The organism is Herbaspirillum sp. VT-16-41 (assembly GCF_001994935.1).
GTDB lineage: Bacteria > Pseudomonadota > Gammaproteobacteria > Burkholderiales > Burkholderiaceae_D > Herbaspirillum > Herbaspirillum frisingense.
Window position 1 is genome coordinate 1 of sequence record NZ_MUXB01000088.1, and the last position, 735, is coordinate 735.

Consider the following 735-nt stretch of genomic DNA (forward strand, 5'->3'; position numbering starts at 1 on the left):
CTCGATCATCTCCTCGGGTAGGGGTCGCTGCTCGGGATCGGCCTGCAGAGCGGAGCGCAGCCACTGGGCCAGTTCCGTCGGCGTGCCGTCCACGTCGATCTCCCCGCGCTCGGCCCGCAGGAACACCAGGTCGGCCCGGCCGCCCCCGTAGGGCTCCCGGCCGGTGGCGGCGAAGGCCAGCAGCGCAGCCCATGCCCACCAGTCGCCGGCCTCGCCGGTGTGGTTGGTGCGCACCACCTCCGGGTCCAAGTACGCGGCGGTGCCCATCACCAGGCCGGTGGAGGTCAGGCGGGATTCCTCGGCAGCGATGGCGATGCCGAAGTCGATGATCACCGGATCCAGGCGGTCCCCGTCCGGATCGAACACGGCCAGGTCGCCCTCGGTGGCCCCACGCAGCAGCACGTTGCTCGAACCTGTTTGCCCGTAACGAGCGCGTCATTTGCTTGTTCGATACTGAATTCGGCCCGATGGCGCAAATTCTGGTCGGAGCCACGATTGTCGGCAGTATTGAAACAGTCTGGGCCGGTACGATCACCCCGCCGCGCGAAGGCATCATCAAACGCTGGACCTTTCCTGCAGGCGAGAGCGATGGTGCAGTTGCGCTGCTGAAAGGCCAGGAGATGGGCCGCTTCAAACTGGGTTCAACGGTGATTAACCTGTTCGCTCCGGGTAAAGTGAATCTGGCAGAACTCCTGCAAAGCCTGTCTGTGACCAAAAGCGGCGAGCCGCTGGCCG

General features: G+C 65.6%; 1 protein-coding gene and 1 pseudogene. One reads left to right on the top strand and one right to left on the bottom strand.

Annotated elements, in window-relative coordinates; translation table 11 throughout:
• On the bottom strand, positions 1 to 402 hold a 402-nt coding region (locus tag BTM36_RS06860; protein WP_217349569.1), incomplete at its 3' end, for a protein kinase.
• A gap of 11 nt (positions 403 to 413) precedes the next feature.
• Between BTM36_RS06860 and asd the strand changes: the two are divergent.
• A pseudogene (gene asd, locus BTM36_RS06865) lies at positions 414 to 735 on the top strand (archaetidylserine decarboxylase); the annotation flags it as partial.